Origin of the sequence: Cohnella sp. LGH, assembly GCF_017671885.1 — a bacterium.
Lineage (GTDB): Bacteria > Bacillota > Bacilli > Paenibacillales > Paenibacillaceae > Cohnella > Cohnella phaseoli.
The window spans coordinates 4125686-4145974 of sequence record NZ_CP072117.1 but is presented as its reverse complement, the minus strand read 5'-3'; the positions used below and the strand labels follow the sequence as shown (position 1 = coordinate 4145974).

The window sequence follows — 20289 nt, the reverse complement described above, 5'->3', positions numbered from 1 at the left end:
ATGACGGAGATTAAAGATACAGGGGCGGAACTAAAGCTGTCCCGCCGCCTGACTGCATTAGCGCAGCGGGTGCCGCAGGGTGCTCGCTTCGCCGACATCGGGACGGATCACGCGCTGCTCCCGGTATATTTGGCATTGGAAGGCCGTATCGGGTTTGCCGTAGCCGGCGATATCAACGCAGGGCCCGTGAATGCGGCTAAGCGGCAGGTGGCGGAAGCGGGGCTGGAGGAAGTCGTTTCCGTTCGCTTGGGCGACGGAATGGCCGTGCTTCGTCCCGGAGAAGTGGATACGGTAGCGATTGCCGGCATGGGCGGCAGTTTGATGGCCCGCATTTTGGAGCAGGCAGGAGAGAGTCTACAAGGCGTGGAGACGCTGGTGCTCTCTCCTCACGTTGCCGAGGACGCGGTCAGACGCTGGTTGACCGCAAACCGGTTTGCGCTGGACGATGAAGCGCTGCTGGAAGAAGACGGAGTCATCTATACGCTGATGCGGGCAAAGCGCGTTTCCTCGCAAGAAGAAGCTCAATCAATCGAGGCTCGGTTGTATGACGAACGTTTGCTAGCACCGTCGCTTGAGCGAATTTCGATGACGTTGCTGTACGAGATGGGGCCCCTTCTGCTGCGCAGCCCAGGCGAAGACTTTTTCCGCAAGTGGGAGCAGGAAATCTCCAAGCGGGAGAGAGTCATTTTACAGCTTAACCATGCGGTTGCTCCCGAAGCTGCCGAGAAGGCGCGGGAATGGGAAGAGGATGTCAGGGAGATCAAGGAGGTGCTTGCATGTTTGCGCGCGGAGAAACGATTGTCCAACTGATGGAGCGGCTGGCTCCCAAGCATTATGCCGTTCCCGACGACAAAATTGGTTTGCAGGTCGGCACGGTCGCAAAGGAAGTCAAGCGCGTGCTTGTGACGCTGGACATAACGCCTGAGGTGGTACGGGAGGCAGCGGAGCTCGGCGCCGAACTCATTATCGCGCACCATGCCGTCATCTACCGTCCGCTTGCGCATCTCCGCACGGATACGCCAGCGGGAGCGCTTGCCGCCAGTCTGCTGCGCAGCGACATTGCGGTCTACATTTCGCATACGAATCTCGATACGACAGAAGGCGGCATTAACGACTGGATGGCCGAAGCTTTGGAGCTTAACGGGCGCGACGTGCTGGAGGAGGTGCATACGGATCGGCTTTACAAGCTGGTCGTGTTTGTGCCGGAAACCCATCATGAGCAGGTGCGCAATGCGATTTTCGCGGCGGGCGGCGGATGGATCGGCAACTACAGTCATTGCAGCTTCAACATTGAAGGGACCGGCACGTTCCTTGCCCGCGAAGGAACCGATCCTTTTGTCGGCAAGCGCGGACAGCTGACGGAAGCGAAGGAAATCCGGCTTGAAACGATCGTGCCGATGAGCGTGCGCAAAAAAGTCGTAGCGGCGATGTTGAAGGCTCATCCGTACGAGGAGGTTGCCTACGATCTGTACAGCAGCGATCTGAAGGGCCGCTCGTTTGGCCTCGGCAGAGTCGGCAAGCTGTCCGAGGCGGAGCCGCTGGATCAGTTCGCCGAGCGCGTGAAGCGGGCGCTGGACGTACCGTTCGTTCGCGTCGTCGGCGACGGGGCGAAGCCGATTCGCAAGGTGGCCGTGCTCGGCGGCTCGGGAGCGAGGTATATTCGCCATGCGATTTTTGCCGGCGCCGATGCGCTCGTAACCGGGGATATCGATTTCCATTCGGCGCAGGACGCTCTGGCGGCGGGGATTGCTATCGTGGATCCCGGCCATCATGCGGAGAAGATTATGAAGCCTAATGTGGCGGCATGGCTGTCCGAGCGACTGAAAGAGGCGGGCTATACTACCGAAGTGTTCGCGTCTCAAGTGGATACGGAGCCTTTCCGGCTCAAATAGATCGTTCTCTCGGAGGGCTGAATGGAGAACGGCTAGCTGTGTTCGTGCAACGCTCGAAAACGTACTGTTTGCCGTTCTCTGCATGTTCGAAGCGGGGGCAGTCCACTTGATTCCACGTTTTTTCTATAAAGCGGTTTTTTCGCTTTATTTCCAGCTGCGGGGCCAAATCGGGGCAAATAAAGCGGATCTCCCGCTTTAAATTCGGAAAATTAGCTTTTTCCGAATTTTAAGACGGGGAATCCGCTCTATTTTTTTCAAAATGACCATTTCCCTGAATTTAAGGCGGTTTTTCCACTTTATCGCTTTTCGTCCAACTGGCGCAAATATAACGGACCTCGACGCTCACAACTTTGGGAAAATTATTACATGTTCGTGAGGGAATATTCGTTGTTGATGGGCTTATATGGCATGGCGTCATTAGGAAGAGCTCAGCTAAGGTGACAACTGGCATAATTCAGGACGTTATCATGATCCGCTGGTGCCATTCATTCTCTTAATCTCGGCAGATGTTGGGCGATGTCCCTCCAAGTAATTTTTTGGCGGACCAACGCAAGCCAATCATTTCCCTTGCGACAGCGGTCGATTCGCGTTATACTCTAGGTTACATGCCGGAAAGGTTGACAGACAATCGCTGGCGGCTTCGCGCCGCGAGAGGAAAGTCCGGGCTCCACAGGGCAGGATGCTGGATAACGTCCAGTCAGCGCGAGCTGAAGGATAGTGCCACAGAAATGGACCGCCGATGGCTGCTTAGGCAGATCAGGCAAGGATGGAACCGTGGTGTAAGAGACCACGAGGGACACTGGCGACTTTGTCCCTGGTAAACCCCATCTGGAGCAAGACCGAGGAGAACGCGGGGGCTTAGCGCCCCAGCCCTTGCCCGGGGTGCGTTCGGGTTGGTCGCTTGAGCCGTACAGCAATGTGCGGCCTAGAAAGATGATTGTCGCTTCAATCCGTGGGAGGATCGCCTTTGCGCGATCCGTTCTGACCACGAGAAGTACAGAACCCGGCTTACGGCAAGCTTTCCGGCTGCAAATAAGCCAAATAAAAAGGCGAGACAGGGCTTTTGAAGTCCTGCACCGCCTTTTTTTGTTTCACACATTATGTTTCAAAATTCCGCATCGGCAGCCCCGCCTGACCGCGAAGTTTCACCAATAGTACCGTCACGCGCGCTTATCGGTTGCGCCCACTCCCGTGCCAAAAATTTGACTAGAGCGGTACAGAATTATGGCAAGTCCGTCTTGCTTCACTTCAATCCGTTTAATCGCTCCAGTTTTTCGCGAACTCGCGAAGGGAAGAGCTGCAGCGAGCCCTCGAAGCCCTGCGCGGATTGCAGGGCGGCCACAACGTCGATCTGACCGAAACCAAATTCGATGTCCCTGCCTGCCGGCCCCAAATCCTTGGCCGTTTTGCGAATCAACTCCATCACTTCTTCATTGCTCATGTCGGGATTGGCCGAACGGACGAGCGAGACGAGCGCGGCCACATGAGGGGACGCCATCGATGTGCCGGACAGAGCTGCGTAGCGGCTTCCGGGATAGGTGCTCGGAATGGAGGAGCCGGGAGCCGCAACATCAATGTAGTCGCCGTAGTTGGAATATTCGGCCCGGCTTTCGTCGGGATCGGTTGCGGCTACGGCGAGTACTTCGGGATAGGCCGCAGGGAAGCCGGGCCGATCCGTATTATCGTTGCCGCTAGCGGCCACAAGCACGACGCCTTTGTCATGGGCATACTTAATCGCGTCATGCAGAAATTCTGCCTGGGCATAGTTGCCCAAGCTCATATTGATGACATGCGCTCCGTTGTCCGTTGCCCAAATGATTCCTTCCGCGACGGAATACGTAGAGCCAGCGCCGGTATCGTCCAGCACTTTGACTGGCATGATTTTCGTATACCAGGTCATCCCGGCTACACCTTCGTTATTGTTGACTTCAGCCGCGATAATGCCCGCTACGTGTGTGCCATGCCCGACATCATCGTTGGGATCGGCGGAAGGGTCGACGATATTGACGCCTTTTACTATTCGCCCCTTCAAGTCGGGATGGTCGGCCTGGACCCCGGTATCCAGCACCGCAACGACGATATCCGGATTGCCCTTGGCTAGTTTCCAGCCCGCCTCCGTGGCGATTTCGGGCAAATTCCATTGGTATTCCGAGTACAGCGTATCGTTGGGGATCAACGCCTCTTCCCCGGCATTATCCTCCGCAGTCTTGACAGTCGCTCCCCTCGTATGAACCTCGTTGGTCAAATACAAATAATGCGGCTCGACAAATACAGGATTCCATTCGCGCTTGAAATAAGCTTTCAGTTCGCCGGTGTCATGCTTTTTGGAACGGAATACATAGATGCTCCTTGTCTGCTTAACGACAGTCAGATCGAGCTCCTTGCGCAGCTGCAGCAACTGCTTCTCCGTCAGCGGCTTACTGAATTTGACGACGACTTCGTCTATGGAGAAATGGCTGGCGTTCCCGTTGTCTTCTCCGTTGCGTACAGTTGTCTCCGCATTCGTACCGGGGACGACCGATTCGATACGATAGCGTCCTTCCGGAGGATACGGGATAAGCCGAAGGTTGCGGCGTTGATGCCGCTCGACCGCTTGGATTACTTCCGCCGAGACGACGGCTACGATGCTGTTTTTCTCCGAATGCTCGCCTATCGCGAAATAGCTTTTTTCCTTGGCCTGAAAAACCGGCGAAGAGAAGCTTCTCGATTTGCGAACGGCCGCTCGTGCTTGGGCCAAATAGGAGGAAGCTTCTTTGATCTCGCCGGCCTTTAGCTTGCCCGCCTTCGCCGCGCCGCCGCGATGTTTCCATTCGGCATATACGATTTCGGGATGTTTTTGCAGAAAAGCGCTCAACTCGCTCTGGTTGTTCGAAGGCGACCCCAGGCGGGACTGCGTCAGAAAAACGCGGAAATCTTTGGCGACCTGCGCTCGCGCAAGCCGTTCGGTCGCTTCCATATCGTTTTTCATCGTCTGCAGTTTATAGGATGCTTCCGCCCGAGCGGGAGGAAGCGCGCTCGGAGGCGGCGCGGAATCGCGGCTTCCGCGATGAGTGAAGGACGGCAACAGCGGGATCGCGAGCAGAACTGCAGCGATGCCGAACGCGATGCCGGCCCAAGCATAACGGCGCATGGCGCACCTCTCCTTTAGGCTCCAAACGAAGGAGCCGGTTATGCTTGTTAGGATGAAGGGATAGCGCCAAAAATATACGGCTTATTTTGCCTTCTGCCAGTACCTTTCGCTGCGGATTTATGGTACGATAATGAAGGTTTTTCGCTCAAATGGAAAGGGGATCTATCCATGCCATCCACCAATCTTAAAGCGCTTGCCGAGTCCAGTCGGGAAAAGCTCAAAGAAGCCATCGATCCGATCGAGCAGTTTTTGAATCATCATGCGCTCGACCAGCTTGCCCAGAAGGACGATCCGGACAGCGTTGCTTTTTATTCCGGCATGTTATCGGATTTGCGTCACCTGCTCGTCTTCTCCGAAGTCGCATACGAGAAGCTTGGAGCCGTGCTGAGAAGACCCAACCTCGACAACGACTTGGCCGAACGGGCTTTGTACGAGGTTTATCATAACGGCGTTAATTCGTTTTTTTATCCGAAAAACGAATGCTATTCCGAAGACGGCCGTTACGCTTATACGGGACAGGATGCGATTCGCTTTCGGACGAAGCCGGTTCGCGCCGCGCGAGACATCATTTTGTCGATCTCCCGGGTTTACGAGGAGCTTCGCGACGATCTGTCTTATTACGAAAGCGATTATTTGACGAATCGCCGGATGCAAGGACAATTGAAATAACAATTTTGGCTGCAACCCCCGCCCCCTTGTCTGTATACCCCGCCTCCGCGGGCGAACAATAGACTTGGGGGTGATTATTTATGCCGAAAGACGTAGCCTGCAGCGTTAGCAATTGTTCATTCTGGAAAGAAGGCAACGCTTGCGGAGCCAGCGAAATTAAGATCGAGGTGGACGCACATTCCGATCGCCGCTGGAACGAGGAGTTTGCCGACGAATTCGAGGGCCATCGCGATCAAGCGGAGGATTCATCTGTCACCTGCTGTCTGACGTTCAAACCGAAGTCGTAAAATAGGTCTTGAGCAGCATGGGCCTCCGTCGGACAGGGACTGGTCGTACACCCGGGATTGTTGTACAATATCAACATCTGAATACAAAAATTGACTACCGGGAGCTAACCGACTTGAACATAACGACGGATCCTCGCCTGCTCAAGCAAATGCTGCTGACGCAATGGACTACGGAAATCAATCCGTTTGTTGGCAAATCCGCCAAGGGCGATACGGAACAAAGCCCGGGCGTATTCGATCTGCTGCTCAATCAATATTCGGCAAGCTCGTTGCAGAGCGACCCTTCCGATTCTTCGATCCTCAATCGACTTGATTCTTCATCCGCTTTATCGGCTTACCCGGTATATTGGGGCGGTGCGCTCGCGAACGTTGAAGGCTCGACTTCTGCATTCGACGAGTTGATCGTCGCCGCCGGACAGAAATATGGCGTGAGTCCGGCTTTGATTAAAGGAGTGATCCAATCGGAATCTTCTTTTAATCCGAGCGCCGTATCGTCGGCCGGAGCCAAAGGGCTCATGCAATTAATGGACGATACGGCAAGAGGGCTTGGCGTAACCGATTCGTTCGATCCGGCACAAAATGTGGACGGTGGAACGAGGTTCCTGTCCTACCTGCTGCGGAAATACGACGGCAATGTCGCTACGGCGCTGGCCGCGTATAACGCGGGGCCGGGGCGCGTAGACAGACTGGGTCTGGAGAACGATCGGGATGTCGAAGCGAATCTGCATTTGCTGCCTGAGGAGACGCAGGGCTATATCCGCAAGGTGTTGAACGCAACCGCCCAGTGGAGTGTCTAGAACGGCGGCTTGATGGAGCGAGACGGGACGGCTGCGGCCGTTGCCCGTCTTTTTAACTTTCCGAATGGAGAATACTTATGAATACTTATTACTTCGATCACTGCGCTTCCTCTCCCATGCCGCAGATGGTGATCGACACGATGAGCGAGCTAATGAAGCTGCATTACGCGAATCCGTCCTCCCTGCATCAATCGGGCGTCGACGCGATGAGGCTAGTGGATAGAGCGCGAGCGGGCGTGGCTGATAAAATGGGGGCAAAGCCGTCGGAGGTGCTGTTTACTTCGGGCGGAACGGAAAGCAACAATTTGGCGATTAAAGGGCTGCTGGGCAGAACGGCCAGATCGGCTAAGCATATCATCGTCTCCTCGATTGAACACGCTTCGGTATACGAGTGCGCCAAGCAACTGGAAGCCGAAGGCGCGGTCGAATTGACGGTGCTTCCCGTCGACTCCTCCGGCCAAGTCGATCCCAGAGATATCGTCGCGGCTATCCGGAAAGAGACCGCGATCGTTAGCGTCATGCATGTGAATAACGAAACGGGGACGATTCAACCGGTCGAAGAAATCGGCCGTCTTCTGCGCGACTATCCGCACGTCCGGTTTCATGTGGACGGCGTGCAGGCGATCGGCAAATTGCCGTTCCGTTGGGAAGGCTCAGGCGTTGATCTGTATACGGGCTCGGCTCACAAGTTCGGCGGCCCCAAAGGCACAGGGTTCTTGCTGGTTCGAGAGGGGATCGAACTCGCTCCTTTGCTGAGCGGAGGCCATCAGGAACGCGGCATGCGCTCGGGAACGCTCAACGTACCGGCAATCGTCGCGATGTCCCAGGCGTTGCGGTTGACGATGGAAAAGCTGGAAATGCGGCGCGCGACGATGTACGGGTTGCGAAGAAGGCTGCTGGACATCGTCTCCGATATCCCCGAGCTTCATGTGAACGGGGTGTCCGAGCTCAACTCGGCTGCGGAGGCTAGGACAGCTCCGCATGTAGTGAATTTGTCTTATCCGGGGATGCGACCGGAGGTGGTCATCCATATGCTTGAACGCGAAGGGGTGTACGTCTCGACTCAATCGGCATGCTCCTCCAAGAGCCTGAAGCCGAGCCGCGTGCTGCTGGCGTTGGGACACGATGCGGGCCGTGCGTCGGGGAGCATAAGGATCAGCTTCGGGGACGAGCATACGATAAAAGATATCGAAGTATTTGGCGCAAAGCTGAAATCGGTCGTGGCCGGTTTGAAGTCGCTGGAGAGGATAGGTAAATGAACTACGAACTGGTGTTGGTGCGATTCGGGGAAATTGTCATTAAGGGGCGCAATCGCAATCGATTCGAGACGATGCTGCTGACGCAAATCAGAATGGCGCTAAAGTCGTTCGACAAGCTCGAATTCGTCAGAAGCTACGCAAGGGTCTATATTCATTTGAACGGAGAGAGCTACGAGCGGGTTGCGGAACGACTGAAGGATATTTTCGGCATCATGAGCTTTAGTCCGGTTATCGGATCCGGGCTCGATCTGGAAGAGATTCGCGACAACTCGCTGCAATTGATCCGCCATTTAAGCGTTTCTCCGCAAACGTTCAAAGTATCGGTCAATCGAGGCTGGAAGCAATATCCTCACAATTCCATCGAAATGAACCACCTTGTGGGCTCCCATGTATTGCGCAATACGCCGGGGTTAAAAGTCGACGTCCGCCGCCCCGAGATCGAACTGAAGGTCGATATCCAGAAGGACATGGCTTACATTTACTGCGAAGTTGTGAAAGGGGCGGGCGGTTTCCCGCTCGGTATGAACGGCAAAGCGATGCTGCTGCTGTCCGGAGGCATCGACAGTCCCGTGGCCGGCTGGATGGCGATGCGCAAGGGACTCAAAATCGAGGCGGTCCATTTCCACAGCTATCCGTTCACGAGCGAGCAGGCCAAGGACAAAGTGGTGACGTTGGCCCAAAGATTGGCGTATTACGGCGGGAAAATCAAGCTGCATCTTGTGCCGTTCACCGAGGTTCAGACCAAGTTGGCGAAATCCGGCCACGATAGTCTGATCATTACCTTGATGCGCCGAAGCATGCTGCGGATCGCCGAACGACTTGCGGAGCAGAACGATGCGCTGGCCATCGTGACGGGCGACAGTCTCGGGCAAGTAGCTAGTCAAACGCTCGGCAGCATGAACGTCATTGGCCGGGCTTGCTCGCTGCCGCTGCTGCGGCCGCTCGTGATGATGGACAAGCAGGACATTATCGAGCATGCCGCGCAAATCGACACCTTCGAAACGTCGATTCTTCCTTTTGAAGACTGCTGCACGCTATTCGTGCCGAAATCTCCCGCGATCAATCCGAATCTGAATATCGTCGAGAAAGTCGAAGCGATGATGGGCAGCGAGCTCGAGCGACTGATCGACGAAGCCGTCCAGGGCACGGAGGTCGTCATTTTGAAAAATGGAGCGGACACCGAGGCCTCCGCCCAGGCGCAGGAGCGCAAAGAGGATGCCTGGTTTTAATGATGTTCAAAAAGCCGAGAATCGCGATTAATGCGATTCCCGGCTTTTTTTGGCAACGAATACGGGCTTGCGTTTGTCGTCTCGCCGTTCGTTCCGGCGGGCTTTAACCGAATTCGTCCACCAGCCGGCGCATAGAACGAGCGCGATCAATACGGAAACGAATGCCCAGTAGATCACAGGATTGCGTTCGAAAAAGACCGCAAAGCGAGTCTCGTGCGCAATCATCTTGGACGCCGTATAAGCGAGCACGCCGGAGCCCAGATAGATAATCCAGGGGAATTTGTCGATCAGCTTAATGAACAGCGTGCTTCCCCATACGACGATCGGGATGCTGATCAGCAGCCCGAGCACGACGAGGAGAAAGTCACCATGCGCCGCGCCGGCGACGGCGATGACGTTGTCCAGTCCCATCGCCGCATCCGCGATCACAATCGTGCGTACCGCCGCCCACAGCGTCGTTCCGGCTTTGACCTCCTGATGCGAATCTTCCTGCACAAGCAGTTTATAAGCGATCCATAGCAGCAGTGCGCCGCCTGCGGCGAGGAGATACGGGATTTTCAACAAACTTACGACAAGCAAGGTGGCTGCGATACGAATCAATACGGCTCCGAGCATTCCCCAGACGACGGCCAGCTTCTGCTTATCCTTCGGCAGGCTTCTGGCCGCTAATCCGATCACGATGGCGTTGTCTCCGGCAAGCAGCAGATCGATGAATACGATCGTCAGCAGGAGAGACCAGAACTCCAGGCTCAGTACATCCCATCCGAAAATGACCATGATCGACTCCCTCCCTTGCGATTTCAAGCAGTTATACGAAGCTTCGGCGACATCGATTCAAAAAAATTACAATTCTAACCCTCTCGGCTTGTACATAAATTGGGCAAGAGGGGGTATACCGGATGAATATGATGGAATCCGCGCTCGTATTTCTAGAAATTGTGATGATCAATCTGCTGCTGAGCGGCGATAACGCCATTGTCATCGCCATGGCGGGGCGCAGGCTGCCGCCCGAGCAGAGACGTCGCGCCGTATGGTGGGGAGCCGCTGCCGCAATTTTTCTGCGCTGCGTGTTGACTCTTGGCGCCATTGCGCTTCTCAATGTCCCGTTTCTGCGGACGGTCGGGGCTGCGCTGCTGCTTATGATCGCCTATCAATTGCTCATGGACAATAAAGACAAATCCGCTCATACGCAGGCTGCCAACTCGCTTGCGGGAGCCGTATGGACGATCGTGGTGGCCGATTTTGTCATGAGCTTGGACAACGTGCTGGCCGTCGCCGCCGTCGCCGACGGAGATACAGCGCTGCTCATTATCGGCATCGTGATGAGTATCCCGATTATTATCTGGGGCAGCTCGTTTATTATGCGTTTGTTGGACAAACTGCCCGGCTTGGTTTATTTGGGAGGCGGGCTGCTCGGCTACACCGCGGCGGAGATGGCAATGGGGGATCCGGGGTGGCATCCTTATCGGCATTTGCTTCCTGCCGATTCGGATAAGCTAATACCGCTAATGGCGGTTGCTTCGCTGCTCATTCTTGCCCTGTTCATGCGAAAGCGGGCGCAGCAGACGAGCTAGCGGCGGATGTACCGAATCTTTAGGGAAAATTTTGCTTTCATAAACTAGTTTTTTTCCCCGACTTCCATTAAACTAAAAGAAAAAGCCGTCATCTCCGTAATCCGGAATGCGAGCTGCAGAGAATGAAGTGGGGGAGCTACCGTGAACAGACAGTCCGCAGCAGTCGGAATCGGAGTCGTGGCTGTTGGGTTAATCATTTTGCTGGGAAAATTAGGTGTGTTCGCGTTTATCGGCTCTGTATTCTGGCCGTTGTTCGTGCTGATTCCGGGCGTATTGCTTCACGTTCTCTATTTCGGCCGGATCGTGCCTTCGATCGCGCTAATCCCGGCGGGCATTCTTACCGTCGTATCCATCGCGTTTATGATCGGCAACTGGTTTGGATGGTGGCGGATGAAATATTTATGGCCGATGTTTCCGCTGGCGATCGCAGTAGGGCTGTATGAATATTACATTTTCGGCTACGATCGTTCCAAGCAGCTATGGCTTGCTTCCATCGGACTGGCCGGCTTGTCGTTGCTGTTCTTCGTGATGTCATTGCTTTGGACATGGGGAATTTATCTCATTGCACTCGCTTTGATCGGCGTTGGAGCGTGGCTCGTCGTGCGTCGTCCCAAAATGTGGTGACGAAAGGCTTTTATTTGCGAGGCTGCAAGAAATAGTTTGGCTTTTTGGTGAACGTAGCGTATAATATAAGGGATGAGGACCAGTGGGCTTCTAGCCGACACTGCGTCAATCGTACCGGAATGGTTATTGACGTCGGCCATGTGTCGACGTTTTGTTTGTGATAAGGAGTACCTCGGAAGCCAAGCCCTCTGGGGACTTGAAGAGTCAAACAGAGACAACAAGGAGTGGAACTATGCATTCAAGAGACAAAATTCGCAACATCGCCATTATCGCCCACGTCGATCATGGCAAAACAACGCTGGTAGACCAATTGCTGCGTCAATCCGGCACTTTCCGCGAGAACGAGCAGCTTCAAGAGCGCGCGATGGATTCCAACGATATCGAGCGCGAACGCGGAATTACGATTTTGGCCAAAAACACGGCGGTTAACTATAAAGACACGTTGATCAATATCGTGGATACGCCTGGACACGCCGATTTTGGCGGCGAAGTCGAACGAATTATGAAGATGGTTGACGGCGTATTGCTTGTCGTCGACGCGTTCGAAGGCTGCATGCCGCAGACGAAGTTTGTTCTGCGCAAAGCGCTGCAGCAAGGTTTGACCCCTGTCGTCGTACTGAATAAGATCGACCGTCCGGCCGCTCGGCCTTCGGAGGTTATCGATGAAGTGCTGGAGCTGTTTATCGAACTGGAAGCTTCCGACGAGCAATTGGACTTCCCTGTCGTGTACGCGTCGGGCTTGAACGGCATCGCCGGCAATACGCCGGACAGCCTGCAGCAGACGATGGAGCCTCTTTACGAGATGATATTGGATCACATTCCGTCTCCGAAAGAAAATCCGGATGAGCCGCTGCAATTTCTCGTGACGCTGCTCGATTACAACGAATATTTGGGTCGGATCGCTATCGGGCGGGTTAACCGCGGACTCATTCGCCAAGGCCAAGTCGTAGCGGTCATCGATCGCGAAGGCGCGGTTAAGCAGGCCCGTATCGAGAAGTTGTTCGGCTTCCAAGGTCTCAAGCGGATCGAAGTGGAAGAGGCGGCAGCGGGCGACATCGTCGCTATCGCCGGTCTGAAAGAGATCAATATCGGCGAGACGATCGCCGATCCTAGCCAGCCCGAGGCGCTGCCTGTGCTTGCTATCGACGAGCCTACGCTGCAGATGACGTTCCTCGTCAACAACAGCCCATTCGTCGGACGCGAAGGCAAGTGGGTGACTTCCCGGAAGCTGCGCGAGCGTCTGTTTAAGGAAATCGAGACGGACGTCAGCTTAAAAGTCGACGAGACGGACAGTCCGGACTCGTTTGTCGTCAGCGGACGCGGCGAGCTGCATCTCGGCATTCTGATCGAGAACATGCGCCGCGAAGGCTTCGAGCTGCAAGTGTCCAAGCCGGAAGTTATTTTGAAGATGATCGACGGCGTGAAGAGCGAGCCGATCGAGCGGTTGCTTATCGACGTTCCCGAAGAAAGCATGGGAGCGGTTATGGAAAGTCTCGGAACGCGCAAAGCGGAAATGGTCAACATGATCAACAACGGCAACGGCCAAGTGCGTCTGGAGTTCCTCATCCCTGCGCGCGGATTGATCGGCTACCGCACGAACTTCCTGACGCTGACTCGCGGCTACGGTGTGATGAACCATGCGTTCGACAGCTACGGTCCGATGGTCGGCGGCCAAGTCGGCGGCAGACATCAAGGCGTTCTGATCGCCAGCGAGACGGGCAAATCGACCATGTACGGTATGTTATCCGTCGAAGACCGCGGCATTCTGTTCCTGGAGCCGGGCGAGGATGTATACGAGGGCATGATCGTAGGCGAGCATACCCGCGATAACGATATTATCGTCAACATCTGTAAGGAGAAGGCGGTCAACAATATCCGCACGGCCAACAAGGAAGATACGGTTAAGCTGAAATCGCCACGCCTGATGTCTCTTGAAGAAGCGCTGGAATATTTGAACGACGACGAGCTGTGCGAGATTACGCCGAAGAGCATTCGTCTCCGCAAGAAGGTTCTAAACAAGAGCGAGCGGGACAGAGCCGAGAAGCATCGTCGCATGGCCGAGGCAGGCGTGTAATCGCCGCAAACGCAACGCAAGGGGGATGTTATCCATGCAAACGTGGTTTCACGATCACCCGATTATTTCTTACTTTCTTATCGTCGCCTGTACGATCTATATTTTCAATACCGTCTTCAGAGTCGGGAAGCTCCCGATTCTGAAGGAAATCCTCGTTCATATCGTGCTGGCGATCGGTTGTCTAGTGCTGCTTCTGCTTCAGTTGGACAAGCTGCCGATCATTCAGTGCATGGCCGTCGCGGTCGGCATGATGATGCTGCTGCGACTGCGCCAGATGTACGACAAGCGTAAAAATTACCGCAAGAACAAGAATGGAGAGGCGCCGCGGGCAGGCTAGTCCGCGGCTGTCTGTTTATCCGGGGTAGCTGCACAGGAGAGGGGAAACCGCCGTGTCTTTGATGGACGCTTTATTTTATTGGCTGCAAATGAAGTGGATTGTCTCGGAACGCCCCGAGGACGATGCCGCCAAGGATACGCTTGCTTTTTTTGCGCAAATTTTGTCGGAGGATCACCGGTTGACGTCGTTCGATGTCAGCTCGATCGACGAAGGCAAAGTGTACATAACCTATACCGGAGGAGCGGATAACGTGTCCTCTCGTACGGTCTGGTTCGACCGAGAATCCGTGGAACAATTGAACCGGGACATGTTCGGAGGAGCCTCGAGCTGCGGAGCGGATTCCAACCTAGAGGACGACGAGGAGGATTAGCTTGAGCCAGAACACATCTTTGCCTTCGCGTTCGAGCAGGCGCACTCCCGCCCCTAAAGCACCGAAGAAGAAGTCCGGAGGCGGCTTCCGCTGGGGCAGATTTATTTTTATTGTACTGAGTCTCGTAATTGTGCTGCTTGCGGGTTATGCCGCTTTTTTATATTTTGGGTCTTATAAGCCGAATTTGGCCAAAATCGCCAAACAGGAAGAGGACGGAAAGCCGGTCGTGTCGATTCCGAAGGAGGAAAGGGCGCAGGTTAAGCCGATCTCCCTCGTACTGCTAGGACTCGATACGCGCAGCGAGACAGGCAGCATGAACACCGACGTTATGATGGTTGCGACATTTAATCCGCTGACGAAGACGGCGACCGTCGTCTCGATTCCGCGGGACAGCGATTTGAACGTAGACGGATACAAGCGGCACAAGGCAAACGGTTATTATGCGGCGTTCTATATGTACGGCAAAAATACCGAGAAGCTGGAAAAGGAAAAGCTGTCGGCTTATGCGAAGGACGAGACCAAGCTGCTGCTGTCGAGGTTTTTCGATATTCCGGTCGATTACACGGCGGTTATCGATTTTCAAGGCTTCGTCGACGTTGTGGATGCGCTCGGAGGCATTACGGTAAACGTCGATCAGAACATGCGCTACGTCGATTCGGTGGACGGAACGGACATCAACCTGACGAAGGGCGAGCAAAAGCTTGACGGGGAGCAGGCGCTGGGCTTTGTTCGTTATCGGCAGTCGAATACGAACAAGGGCTTTAAGCCGACTGCGCAGTCGAGCGACTTCCAGCGCAACGAACGGCAAAATCAGGTGCTGGGCGCGATCGCCGATCGCATGAAGTCGCTCGGGGGCCTCACGAAGGCCGACGATTTGCTGGATGCCGTCGGCAACAATTTGCGAACCGATATTCCCGCGGCGCAGATCGAGAACATCATCGCCACCTATTTCGGCATCAGTCGTTCGAACATTCGTTTTATTCCGCTGACCGGCACTTGGAGAAGCCCCTACGTTTATTTGGACGAGAGCAGGCTTGCGGAAGCGAAGCGGGCATTGATGGAAGAGCTGGACCAAGGCGGTCGGGCGGGATTCGCGAAAGCTTCCGAGTCGCCGGGAAAAGCGGAGGAATAGACGTCGCCCTGACGAAATCCCATTGGAAATGCGCGGATTTATGATATAATGGAGGTAGCACAACCGTTTGGGGGGCTGCGGGTGATCTATGCGAGACCTACTTCCTTAACCGATCGGATCGTTCAACAACACCTTGCGAGCGCACGGCTAGCCCGTGCGTTAGCAGCTATGAAGAAAAGCCCAGTGACGTTCACTGGGCTTTTTTGTCATCGTTGAAGATTCTCGGCCGGGTGAGTCCCGTAATTTTCAGGCTCTCTTGGAGGAACGATGTTGCGCGGAATTTGCGGAACGAGCCTTCCGACGATATCGGCAAGCTCATCCGTGAATCCGGAAATCGGCCGGCCGTTGCGAATGTCCGCACGAATTTCTCGCAATCGCTGTCCCATGTCGATGTCGGCCGTGACAAGCGCGTCAATGCCGTAAGGATCTTTGCGGAAAGCTTCGGCTACCGCATACTTGATCGTTCCGACCTGCGTGCGTTCCATTTTCTCGTCGACATCGATCCCGACGATGGCGTATTTGCCGAAGACGACGCAGTTGGCGTTCTGAACGCCTTCGATGCCGCGGGCGAGCGATTCAAGATGGGCCGCAACTTGCTGCGGATTGCGCGATAATTCGTTGGCCGTCTCGTTAAGCGCCTGAGCGCGGGGTGCGGCTTCGGGACGCGCCGACTTGGTTCCGCAGCCTGCTGAGCCGAGCGTAAGCAAGGCCGCCAGCAGCGCCGCAATCGCCCAAACGATTGATCTATTCCATTTCATAGCTGTTCACCGCCCTATTTGGAGGGATGCCCGGATCGGTCAAGCGGCCGATCGCAGGAAAATGCTTGCTCGTCGTATTGTTCCCTGTCGTTCGATTGCTATGTAAGGAACCGTTTAAGAAAAAGAAATCTATATAAATTGGATAGGAAATAATAATAAGCGCGAATCGGGAGGGGACGCCCATGAGAAAAATTTATGTGTTGGATACGAACGTGCTGCTGCATGATCCGCTCTCTCTATATGCTTTTGACGATAATGAAGTCATTATTCCCTCCGTCGTTCTTGAAGAAATTGATTCGAAGAAAAGGCTGGCGGACGAAATCGGGCGCAACGCCCGAAATATTTCGCGGGAGCTTGACGCCATGAGAGCGCAAGGACCGCTGCACGCAGGGGTTCGGCTGCCGGGCGGCGGCCTGCTGAAAGTGGAAATGAATCATCGCCGGTTCGTGAAGGTTCAGGAATTGTTCGGCGAGATGACGAACGATAACCGGATTCTCGCGGTGGCGTTGAATTATCATATGGAGGAGCAGGAGGAGGAAGAGCCGCGCCCCGTCATTCTAGTCAGCAAAGACGTGCTCGTGCGAGTCAAGGCGGATGTGCTGGGAATCGTCGCGCAGGATTATTTGTCAGACCGGATCGCCGTAGATTCAGACCAGTATACGGGCCATCTTACGCTTGAAGTGCACCCGTCGGTCATCGATGAATTTTATTCAACGCGCTCCTTAAGCATTAAACCGCTGGGACTTAAGACAAAGCTGAACCCGAACGAATTTGTCATTTTACGCGATGAATTCGGAACATCGAAATCGGCGCTGCTTAAGGTGACCTCGGATGGCTTGCGGTTGGAGCCGCTTCATATGAGCAACGATCCGATCTGGGGCATCACGGCCCGCAACGCGCAGCAGCGGATGGCTCTGGAGCTGCTGCTCAGCGACGACATTCCGCTCGTTACGCTGACGGGCCGCGCAGGGACGGGGAAGACGCTTCTAACGCTGGCGGCAGGGCTGTTGAAGGTGGAAGACGAGCACAAGTTCAAGAAGCTGCTGATCGCGCGTCCGGTCGTGCCAATGGGCAAGGATATCGGCTATTTGCCGGGAGAGAAGGAGGAGAAGCTGCGACCCTGGATGCAGCCGATCTACGACAATCTCGAGTTTTTGTTCGACACGAAGAAGGCGGGAGATCTCGATAAAATTCTGATGGGCATGGGAAGCATTCAAGTCGAGGCGCTTACGTACATCCGGGGCCGCTCGATCCCCGGGCAATTCATTATTATCGACGAGGCGCAAAACCTGAGCAAGCACGAAGTCAAAACGATCGTATCTCGCGTCGGAGAAAACAGCAAAATCGTGCTGCTCGGCGATCCAGAGCAGATCGATCATCCCTATTTGGATTCGCAGAGCAACGGATTGACGTATCTCGTAGAGCGCTTCAAGGAGGAAGGAATCAGCGGACACGTCACGCTGGAGAAGGGGGAACGTTCCCGGCTCGCTCAACTGGCTGCCGAAAAGCTGTGAAAATCGAAGAGACTGTTCCCGGCGTATGCTCGGGAGCAGTCTTTTTACGCTTTTTGAATGACCTCTTAAAGCGCTTTCCAAAAAAGGGAGACAGGTCGGATATGTCCTGTTATCATTAAAGCAGCGATGTTAAAACCGATGTTAACGATACGACGAAATAAGGTGAGACTGTGGCGCGTTGGAGGCTTGCTCTTGTATTCCTGGTGCTTGGCACTATGGTCGTATTGCTATCGCCGTGGGCGGACGCTCCTTCGCCGTCCTCGGTTCCGGCAGTCGTTCAGCCAAGCGAAGTAAAGGTAGTCCAGGAGCCGGAGGAAGCGAAAGAGGCTTCAAAGCTGACGATTGAGGTTGCTCTGGAGGAACAGGAGTTTCGCGCTTTAACCAATCTGAACGACGATTTTACGTTCAGGCATCCTGATATTGAGGTCGAATTGCGCCGAATCTCTCCCGAGAGGGCTTACGAGGCTTACTGGCGATCCTCCGAGCTGGAGGAGGCCGCGGACGTTATGCTGTTTCTTAACGAATGGGTCGCAGAGTTCGCTTCGTCCGGCTATCTGCTTCCCGTTGATGCCAAGGCGTTGGGGGAACAGTTCGAGGCGTTGTCCGGTTCGCTTAGATGGAACGAGTATTTGTGGGGCGTACCGCGAGATATGGACCCTTACGTGCTCGTCTGGAACCTGGATCTTCTCCATGCCTGGCTTGGAGCCGAAGCCGACTTTCCCTTGTCGGAAGAACAGTGGACGGCGGCGGCGGAAGCGAGCGCGGCAGCGGGACAGAGAGAAGAAGAGCAGGAAAAAGCGGCTTACGCTTACTGGCTGGCGATCGACGGAGAGGATCCGCTGGCGCTGCTCGCCTGGCTGGAAAGCTATGCGCAGTTAAGGAGCGACGAGCTATGGGAGCAGGGAGCCGGAGCGTGGACGGGAACTGCGCGCGGAGAAGCGATGGGATTGCTGGAAGAGAGGAGAGAGAACGTCCGGTTCGGACGGGATTTCCGCGAAGCGATTGCGGCGCTTCGCGACGGAAATACGCTGGCGGCCGTCATGCCGTATTCGGAGGCGAAGGAGTTCGTTGCTCGACACGATTCGAACGGAGCGGACGGGAAGTTTCGTGCGGCGATCGATCACCACTTCTGGAATTTGCCCTACGTGTGGCCTCGCGGCAGCAGCTTTGTGATTTCGTCGCGGACGGAGGCGGAAGCAGCGGCCAACGTCTGGATCGCGGATATGACGGGGGAGCAGTCTCAAATGCTGCGTATGGAGGAGCTGGACAAGCTGCCGGTGATCAGATCGCTTTACGACGCTGACAGGAGACTGTCCGATCTGCTTCCGGGACGCAAGGGACAGGCCTTCCCGAACAAAGCTCCGCTATTGTACGGTCCGGAAACGGTCGAGACGCTGGAGCGGTTCAGAGATCTGTGGAGCAGATTCTCCGGAGGCGAATTGGGTTTGGAAGGCTGGATGGAAGAGTGGAGAAGGGAGACGGAAGGCTGAGCGAAGTCAGCCTCCTATTCCGAGCTCTACGGTTAGTAGCCCGTCTTCCATCTCTACGCTGCGGGCTTTGACGTATTTGACGAGCTTCTGCGGATAGAAGCCGAGATCGAATTCTCTTTCCAACTCGGCTCTTGTCGTGTCGGGGAGAGCCAGTCCGTTGAAAATGAGCGAATCGACATGGAAACGGATCGCGTTCTCCGGTTCCTCCTCAATCGTATAGCGGCCTTGAATGGTTACCTGTAGACGGCCATTGTCGCCTTCCATCGTCAGTAGGCCGTTGTCGAAGCGGAACGCAAAGTCGTCGAAGCGGCTGTCCTGCGAGCGTAGAAATTCGTTCAGCTGCTGGTCGGACAAAGTCAGCTTCGCCTTCAGACCGCTCGTCTGGAGAATGCCGGGCGTGTCCTTGACGTAGTCGGGAAGCTGGGTCATCGCGCTCGCGAGCGCTTTGAAATGCTGCTTAACCTCGTATAGCCCAACGTTTTTCCAATAGGCCTGAAGCTCTTCCATCAGTCGTCGAATCAATTGCTCGTCTCCGCTGGACGCCAGTTCGCGATCGAGATCGCCGCGCAGCGATTGAATGCGATCTCGCTGAGCGATCAATTGCGACTCGACGGAGACCAAGTCGTCCTTGTTCTTCTGCAGACGTTCGTATCCGACTTTGAGCTCGCGATATTGTTCCGAATAGGCTTTCATCGTCCGATAGTCCGATTGCATAATAAGGTCCATCGTATCCCAGACGCGGATCAGCTTCGGAAGAGAGTTGGCGTTGAGCAGCGCGGACAGCCAGAAATCCTTGTAGCCCACATAGTAGGAGCGCAGAACCCGCCCGGCCTTCTCGCGCTGGACGGCGATGGCGATTTCACGTTCGGCGAGCTGGCGCTCGCTTTGTTCGATGTCGGACTGCGTTTGACTCTTCAATCCGGAGATTCTCTCGATTTCGCGGTTCAGCTCGACGACCGACAAGCTTTTTTCCAGCAGTTTTCTCGTTTCCTCGGGGTAAGGCTCGGCGTTAACGGGGAGCAAGGCTCCTCCTCTGGAGACGCTCAGCAGAAACATCGAAAGCGCGAGAGCTAACGTCAACATTCGGCGCATCGGGTCACTCCTTTCCTGCGGCGTCCGATTCTATGCTATTATAAACTTTCAATACCACTTG

At 55.0% G+C, this 20289-nt stretch carries 19 protein-coding genes and 1 other RNA gene; 16 read left to right on the top strand and 4 right to left on the bottom strand.

What is annotated here, in order from left to right:
- The 3 genes from J4772_RS17890 (at position 1) to rnpB (ending at position 2918) form a co-directional block, all read left to right on the top strand.
- On the top strand, positions 1 to 810 hold the full coding sequence (locus tag J4772_RS17890) for a tRNA (adenine(22)-N(1))-methyltransferase (RefSeq protein WP_209076478.1): 810 nt from the start codon (positions 1 to 3) through the stop codon (positions 808 to 810).
- Complete coding sequence (locus tag J4772_RS17885; protein ID WP_209076477.1) at positions 777 to 1892, top strand: Nif3-like dinuclear metal center hexameric protein; 1116 nt, start codon at positions 777 to 779, stop codon at positions 1890 to 1892. The genes J4772_RS17890 and J4772_RS17885 overlap by 34 nt, the downstream gene beginning before the upstream one ends.
- A gap of 612 nt (positions 1893 to 2504) precedes the next feature.
- Positions 2505 to 2918: RNase P RNA component class A (rnpB, locus tag J4772_RS17880), an RNA gene on the top strand.
- A 217-nt stretch (positions 2919 to 3135) separates the two neighbouring features.
- Here the strand turns inward: rnpB and J4772_RS17875 are convergent.
- A complete protein-coding gene (locus J4772_RS17875) occupies positions 3136 to 5022 on the bottom strand; it encodes a S8 family peptidase (protein WP_209076475.1) in 1887 nt (628 codons plus the stop codon).
- A gap of 168 nt (positions 5023 to 5190) precedes the next feature.
- Here J4772_RS17875 and J4772_RS17870 point away from each other — a divergent pair, with 168 nt between their 5' ends.
- The 5 genes from J4772_RS17870 to thiI all read left to right on the top strand — a co-directional run bounded on the left by J4772_RS17870 (position 5191) and on the right by thiI (position 9263).
- Positions 5191 to 5691 carry a YpuI family protein gene (locus J4772_RS17870; protein WP_116063476.1) on the top strand — a complete coding sequence of 167 codons (501 nt, stop codon included), beginning with the start codon at positions 5191 to 5193 and terminating at the stop codon, positions 5689 to 5691.
- A gap of 80 nt (positions 5692 to 5771) precedes the next feature.
- Positions 5772 to 5978 (top strand): DUF1540 domain-containing protein, encoded by a 207-nt coding sequence (locus tag J4772_RS17865; protein ID WP_116063475.1) that lies wholly within the window; start codon positions 5772 to 5774, stop codon positions 5976 to 5978.
- Positions 5979 to 6091: 113 nt separating this feature from the next.
- Positions 6092 to 6775, top strand: coding sequence for a lytic transglycosylase domain-containing protein (locus J4772_RS17860; protein ID WP_371822873.1), 684 nt, complete (start codon positions 6092 to 6094; stop codon positions 6773 to 6775).
- 77 nt (positions 6776 to 6852) lie between these two features.
- Positions 6853 to 8034, top strand: coding sequence for a cysteine desulfurase family protein (locus J4772_RS17855; RefSeq protein ID WP_209076473.1), 1182 nt, complete (start codon positions 6853 to 6855; stop codon positions 8032 to 8034).
- Positions 8031 to 9263, top strand: a complete 1233-nt coding sequence (gene thiI / locus J4772_RS17850; protein WP_209076471.1) for a tRNA uracil 4-sulfurtransferase ThiI — start codon at positions 8031 to 8033, stop codon at positions 9261 to 9263. Before J4772_RS17855 ends, thiI begins: the two co-directional genes overlap by 4 nt.
- Positions 9264 to 9290: 27 nt before the next feature.
- On the opposite strand, the gene J4772_RS17845 is transcribed toward thiI, so the two are convergent.
- Positions 9291 to 10040: a TerC family protein gene (locus J4772_RS17845; protein ID WP_181917945.1), complete on the bottom strand. Its 750-nt coding sequence runs from the start codon at positions 10038 to 10040 to the stop codon at positions 9291 to 9293.
- A gap of 122 nt (positions 10041 to 10162) precedes the next feature.
- On the opposite strand from J4772_RS17845, the gene J4772_RS17840 reads away from it, so the two are divergent.
- The 6 genes from J4772_RS17840 to J4772_RS17815 all read left to right on the top strand — a co-directional run bounded on the left by J4772_RS17840 (position 10163) and on the right by J4772_RS17815 (position 15374).
- Positions 10163 to 10837 (top strand): TerC family protein, encoded by a 675-nt coding sequence (locus tag J4772_RS17840; RefSeq protein WP_247741133.1) that lies wholly within the window; start codon positions 10163 to 10165, stop codon positions 10835 to 10837.
- A gap of 141 nt (positions 10838 to 10978) precedes the next feature.
- Complete coding sequence (locus J4772_RS17835) at positions 10979 to 11461, top strand: hypothetical protein (RefSeq protein ID WP_116063472.1); 483 nt, start codon at positions 10979 to 10981, stop codon at positions 11459 to 11461.
- A gap of 232 nt (positions 11462 to 11693) precedes the next feature.
- Positions 11694 to 13535 (top strand): translational GTPase TypA, encoded by a 1842-nt coding sequence (typA, locus tag J4772_RS17830; RefSeq protein ID WP_116063471.1) that lies wholly within the window; start codon positions 11694 to 11696, stop codon positions 13533 to 13535.
- A gap of 34 nt (positions 13536 to 13569) precedes the next feature.
- Positions 13570 to 13872 carry a YlaH-like family protein gene (locus J4772_RS17825; protein ID WP_116063470.1) on the top strand — a complete coding sequence of 101 codons (303 nt, stop codon included), beginning with the start codon at positions 13570 to 13572 and terminating at the stop codon, positions 13870 to 13872.
- Positions 13873 to 13924: 52 nt separating this feature from the next.
- Positions 13925 to 14242, top strand: coding sequence for a hypothetical protein (locus J4772_RS17820; protein ID WP_209076469.1), 318 nt, complete (start codon positions 13925 to 13927; stop codon positions 14240 to 14242).
- Between the two features lies 1 nt (position 14243).
- Positions 14244 to 15374: an LCP family protein gene (locus J4772_RS17815; RefSeq protein ID WP_209076467.1), complete on the top strand. Its 1131-nt coding sequence runs from the start codon at positions 14244 to 14246 to the stop codon at positions 15372 to 15374.
- A gap of 206 nt (positions 15375 to 15580) precedes the next feature.
- Here the strand turns inward: J4772_RS17815 and J4772_RS17810 are convergent, their stop codons facing one another.
- The gene (locus J4772_RS17810; RefSeq protein WP_209076466.1) at positions 15581 to 16132 is read right to left on the bottom strand and encodes a YhcN/YlaJ family sporulation lipoprotein; all 552 of its coding nucleotides are present in this window, start codon (positions 16130 to 16132) and stop codon (positions 15581 to 15583) included.
- 182 nt (positions 16133 to 16314) lie between these two features.
- Between J4772_RS17810 and J4772_RS17805 the strand changes: the two genes are divergently transcribed.
- Positions 16315 to 17646: a PhoH family protein gene (locus J4772_RS17805; RefSeq protein WP_209076463.1), complete on the top strand. Its 1332-nt coding sequence runs from the start codon at positions 16315 to 16317 to the stop codon at positions 17644 to 17646.
- Positions 17647 to 17816: 170 nt separating this feature from the next.
- Positions 17817 to 19136, top strand: coding sequence for an extracellular solute-binding protein (locus J4772_RS17800; protein ID WP_209076461.1), 1320 nt, complete (start codon positions 17817 to 17819; stop codon positions 19134 to 19136).
- A gap of 6 nt (positions 19137 to 19142) precedes the next feature.
- Here J4772_RS17800 and J4772_RS17795 read toward each other — a convergent pair whose 3' ends face one another.
- Positions 19143 to 20228 carry a coiled-coil domain-containing protein gene (locus J4772_RS17795; RefSeq protein WP_209076460.1) on the bottom strand — a complete coding sequence of 362 codons (1086 nt, stop codon included), beginning with the start codon at positions 20226 to 20228 and terminating at the stop codon, positions 19143 to 19145.
- Positions 20229 to 20289: the final 61 nt, after the last annotated feature.